The sequence below is a fragment of the Exiguobacterium qingdaonense genome (assembly GCF_018617855.1).
Lineage (GTDB): Bacteria > Bacillota > Bacilli > Exiguobacteriales > Exiguobacteriaceae > Exiguobacterium > Exiguobacterium qingdaonense.
In genome coordinates this window covers 1-4,872 of the sequence record NZ_JACSKY010000024.1, presented here as the reverse complement: position 1 = coordinate 4,872, position 4,872 = coordinate 1, and the positions used below count along the sequence as shown (strand labels likewise).

At 47.8% G+C, this 4,872-nt stretch carries 3 protein-coding genes; all 3 read right to left on the bottom strand.

All coding sequences use genetic code 11. The features are described from left to right. Window positions 1–111 precede the first annotated feature (111 nt). The gene (gene guaC, locus KNP00_RS13935) at window positions 112–1,095 is read right to left on the bottom strand and encodes a GMP reductase (protein ID WP_215146283.1); all 984 of its coding nucleotides are present in this window, start codon (window positions 1,093–1,095) and stop codon (window positions 112–114) included. Between the two features lie 196 nt (window positions 1,096–1,291). Continuing rightward, window positions 1,292–3,352: a sensor domain-containing diguanylate cyclase gene (locus KNP00_RS13930; RefSeq protein WP_215146281.1), complete on the bottom strand. Its 2,061-nt coding sequence runs from the start codon at window positions 3,350–3,352 to the stop codon at window positions 1,292–1,294. A 111-nt stretch (window positions 3,353–3,463) separates the two neighbouring features. After that, window positions 3,464–4,642: an MFS transporter gene (locus tag KNP00_RS13925; RefSeq protein WP_215146279.1), complete on the bottom strand. Its 1,179-nt coding sequence runs from the start codon at window positions 4,640–4,642 to the stop codon at window positions 3,464–3,466. Between the last annotated feature and the right edge of the window lie 230 nt (window positions 4,643–4,872).

Sequence of the window (4,872 nt, the reverse complement as noted above, 5' to 3'; positions counted from 1 at the left end):
TTATGGAGGCAGAACGCCTCAAGAAACCGGGAACCACAAAAAAGGACGAACCAGGTCGCAAGAGGCGACCTGGTTCGTCAACAAGCTGAGGCGACACGAGGTCGCCTTTTTTTAATATACTTTATCCCCATTGAAGATTGAGTTTTTCACCATGACGTAGTCTACCGTGCGCAATGCATCGAGACTGTCACCACCCGCGTAAGAAATCGCCGACTGGAGGTCCTGTTCCATCTCGGTCAATGTATCCTGTAACGCCCCTTTGTGTTCGACAAACATCTTTTTCCCTTCGACGTTTTTTCGCTCACCTTTTTGGAATTCAGATGCCGAGCCGAAATACTCTTTCAATCGTTTCCCGTCTTGCTCGAACGTTTCCCCTGGTGATTCGTCGTGTCCGGCAAACAACGAACCAATCATGACCATCGAAGCGCCGAAGCGAATCGATTTTGCGATATCACCGTGTGTGCGGATTCCCCCATCCGCAATAATCGGTTTCGTCGCCGCCTTGGCACACCAACGAAGTGCAGCCAATTGCCAACCGCCCGTGCCGAAGCCTGTTTTGATTTTCGTGATGCACACTTTACCAGGACCGATTCCGACTTTCGTCGCGTCCGCTCCGGCATGCTCCAATTCTCGAACGGCCTCTGGTGTCCCAACGTTTCCGGCGATGACAAAGGAACCGGGAAGGTGGTGTTTGATATGTTGAATCATCCGAATGACCGCATTCGAGTGTCCATGTGCGATATCGATCGTGATGAACTCCGGCGTATGACCGGTTGATTGAAGCATTTCGATGAATGCGTACTCTTCCTCTTTCACACCGACACTGATTGATGCATAGAGACCTCGTCCATGCATGTCTTGGATAAACGCAAAACGCTTCTCCGGATGAAAGCGATGCATGATGTAAAAATAGCCGTTCTCTGCCAACATGAGAGCTACCTTTTCATCAATAATCGTTTGCATATTAGCCGGAACGACTGGTAAACGGAAAGTGAAGCCGCCAAGTTCAATCGTCTGGTCACATTCCGAACGACTGTCAACTATACACTTTGCAGGAATTAATTGAATATCTTCATAATCAAATACTTTATCCATATGTCACACCCCTATTTACGAACATTATCTGCCAAACAGTGAAAAAACTTCGCCCATTCGGTAATGTAACGTGAATGGAGCGCAATGTCAAAGGGTAACTTCAATAAATAGACCAAAAAATGAATGTAAACTCTTAAAAAGGGTTTTAATGTTCGGTTTTTAACCTTACAGAATGTTTCACGTGAAAAAGGACCATTTATGAATGGTCCTTTGCGAGTACATATTGATTTCGTCCACCGGCTTTTGCTTCGTACAATGCGAGGTCGGCTCGTTTTAACAGTTGGGTGGTCGACAAGCCTTTGACATAGCGCGCACAACCGACGCTAGAAGTTGTGATAAACGTATGTTCATCGATTTCCCACGGACGCTGCAACGCTTGAATCACTTTTTCTGCGACACGATGCAGTGCAGAAGGATCTTTGAATCGAATGAGCACAGCGAACTCATCGCCACCTAATCGTGCGATCATATCTTGCTCTCGGAGCACCGATGTCAGACGACGTGCGAGTTGTCGTAAGAGCTCGTCGCCGACATCATGACCGAACGTGTCGTTGATTTGCTTGAAACGGTCTACATCGAGAGCGAGGACGGCCAACTCTCTCTGTTCGAATTCTGCCCGATCCATCGCCTCTTCGAGATAGGCAAGGAAAAAACGTCGGTTCGGCAAATCTGTCAACGCATCATGATACGCCAAGTGCTTCAATTGTTTTTCGAGAGCTTTCCGTTGCATGATCTCTCGGCTGACCGTCATATAGTGTAAGAGATGTCCAGATTTACTGTAGATGGCTTGTACTTTCGTCTCTAACCAAATCCAGCGCTGGTCGGCATGGAAATGGCGAAATTCGAGTGTCAACGGGACGTCGCATTTATTCATGTCTCTTATCTGTTCGCGAAAGGCGGGCTGGTCGTCCGAATGAATATAGTCAAATATGCTTTTTCCTTCGTAGTAGCTGGCTGAGAATCCAAGGACCGTACGGTGGGACGGGGATGCATAACGAACAGTTCCATCTTTTCCTAGAATACAGACAAGGTCACTCATATTTTCAGTGATCAGTCGGTACTGAAGTTCACTCTGTCTTAAGGCTAGCTCCATCTCTCGCTTTTCTGTCACATCCCGTAAAATCGTCAATACGGCCGTTTCCCCCTCATAATCAATCAAGAGGCTACTGATATCCATCTGAAGTCTGTCGCCACTAGGCGTCACGACGACCATTTCCGTGTCTTGGACGGGTCCGCCGACTTCGAGAGAGGCGAGACGTTTGCGAGTGGATTGATGATACTCTTCCGCGATAAATGAGAAAATGGATTCACTCTCAAGATAGGTTTCGCCAATCGTTGCGAGTGCCATCGCATTCGCATATAAAATTCGTCCCCCTCGATGAACGATGATGCCCTCCGGAATCGTTTCAATCAACTGACGGTAACGTCGCTCGCTTTCGATTGTAGCCCGTTCGGCGTTCTTCTCCGGCGTCAAATCGATGATGATTGCGAATAGACCTGTAATATTTCCACCGACTTCAATCGGGATATTTAGTATAGATAAATCGAGACGTTCGCCTGACTGATGGGTAGCGCGAAGCGAGTATTTATGAGGGATACCGGACAGTGTGAACTGCAACCCTTTTTGTACGCGCGACTGCTCATCTTTAGGCAACCATTGAAGAAATGGTTGGAACAGCAACTCTTGTTCGGTAAATCCAGTGATCGTCATGACGGCAGGATTAACCGATTTGATGTTCAGATGATGATCGAGCACAAAGATTCCGTGAGGAGAGTAACGTCTCAGCGATTCGTGGTGATCTTTTAAAATCGACAACTCGAGTTCGCGACGCTTTCGATCCGTCACCTCACGGACGACGGAGACGATATGGGTGCAAGTTCCCTCATCGTTAAAAATCGGCGTCACTTCTGACTCAAAATAGTGGAGTGGGAGCGTTAACACATCATCCGCCTCTACCGTATCTGTATAAAAGGAGTCGGCAAGGCGATAATCCTCATAAATGACACTCTTTTTCATCTTGATTGCTTCATCATAGTATTTTGTAATCAGATTGGCCGTCTCGGCAGGCACAAGCTCATCAATCCTCTTCCCGATATCCGCATCAGACCAGTTGATCGCGCGCTTACCAGGTTCATTCACGAAGACATAGCGATAAGCTGAGCCATTGACTTCCATCAAGAACACATAGTCTGAAATTTTATCGAACGTCTTTAGTAAAATTGATGCGTTGTATTGAAGTGTTTGGTCAGCTTCCATCTCGTCTCCCTCATTTCGTCCATTCTATTTTTCACACGTCATTTTTATCTTACCGCATCATCCGAATAAATGTGTGAAATTTCAAAAAAGACGGGATGTAGGCACATCCCGTCAGGCAGCATCTTTCAGTTGTCTCTGTTCGTTCCGTCCGTTCATGACGTAATACAAGAAAATGGTAAAGAGCACGACGCCTGAAAGAATCAAGTATAGCGTCGAAAATCCAGTCAGCGGTATGAGGAGTCCGATGAAATAAGGTCCAAATCCGAGACCGGCATCAAGTGCGATGAAAAACGTCGAGGTGGCCATCCCCATCCGGTGAGGAGGTGAAGCCTTGACGGCAATCGCCTGGGTACCAGACTGAATATTCCCGAATCCGAGTCCGATCAAAGACCCTGCGAACAGAAGCGTCAAGCTGCTTTGTGCCTGGCTGAGTACGAAAAGTCCGATGGCAAAGATGGCGATTGCCGGATACATGACGACGTTAGCGCCGCGCGCATCCATCAGTTTCCCTGTGATTGGACGCGACAACAGGACAGAGATGGAATAGACAAGGAAGAAGACACTCGCCGCCTCGATCAAGTCGAGCTCACTTGCGTAAAAGTTGATATAAGACAGTACACTCGAGAAACTGAGTGCGGCCATCCCGATAATGAGGGCGATCGGTAACGCCTTTGGTTCGACGAACGATTTTAAAGAAAATCCACGCACGACTTCAGGTGCGTCGATTTCAGACACATTCACAAAAAACGTACTCGCCAAACTGATCAATCCGATAACGAAACAAAGTCCAAAAATGACGGTAAAGCTCGTATATTGACTAAGGAGTAAGCCGACAAACGGGCCGATGGCTGTCGCCAAGGTAGAGCTCATGCTGTAATAGCCAATCCCTTCACCTTTCCGGGTCGCGGGAATGACTTGGGCCACGATCGTCCCAGTGGCGGTGCTCGACAATCCCATCCCAAGACCGTGTACGAAACGTGTGAGCAACAAGAAACCGACACCCCATTCGACGAAGTACAGCAAAATGGTGGCAGTAAAGAAGCCGAGCCCGATATAAAGCGTCCTCTTCCGACCGATCGAATCGATCAGGCGACCGATGAACAAGCGCCCGGTCAGCGTCCCGATGATGAAGATGCCGGTGACGAGCCCCGCTTGACTCGTCGTCGCCCCGTACGACTCGACAGCATGCACTCCAATGGTGACCATCAGTAAGAAAAAGATGAGCGTCAGGAAGAAATTGATGAGCGAGATGATCAAGAAGTCTCTCGTCCACAGTTGTTGAATATGCATCGAACACGATGCCTCCCTTTCTTCAAATCCGAATAGTTAATAAACATAACTAAAAGAGTATACCAAATCAAAGGAAGGCTTGTCTGAGGTGATGCACGAAGCGCATCAAAAATAAAAAACTCGACTCGTGATACGAGTCGACAGCTTGTTGACGAACCAGGTCGCCTCTTGCGACCTGGTTCGTCCTTTTTTGTGGTTCCCGGTTTCTTGAGGCGTTCTGCCCCCATAAA

Bases quoted from the DNA above. Each gene is read 5' to 3' on its own strand.
- KNP00_RS13930 (WP_215146281.1), bottom strand. From the start codon at position 3,352: ATGGAAGCTGACCAAACACTTCAATACAACGCATCAATTTTACTAAAG.
- KNP00_RS13925 (WP_215146279.1), bottom strand. From the start codon at position 4,642: ATGCATATTCAACAACTGTGGACGAGAGACTTCTTGATCATCTCGCTC.
- guaC (WP_215146283.1), bottom strand. From the start codon at position 1,095: ATGGATAAAGTATTTGATTATGAAGATATTCAATTAATTCCTGCAAAG.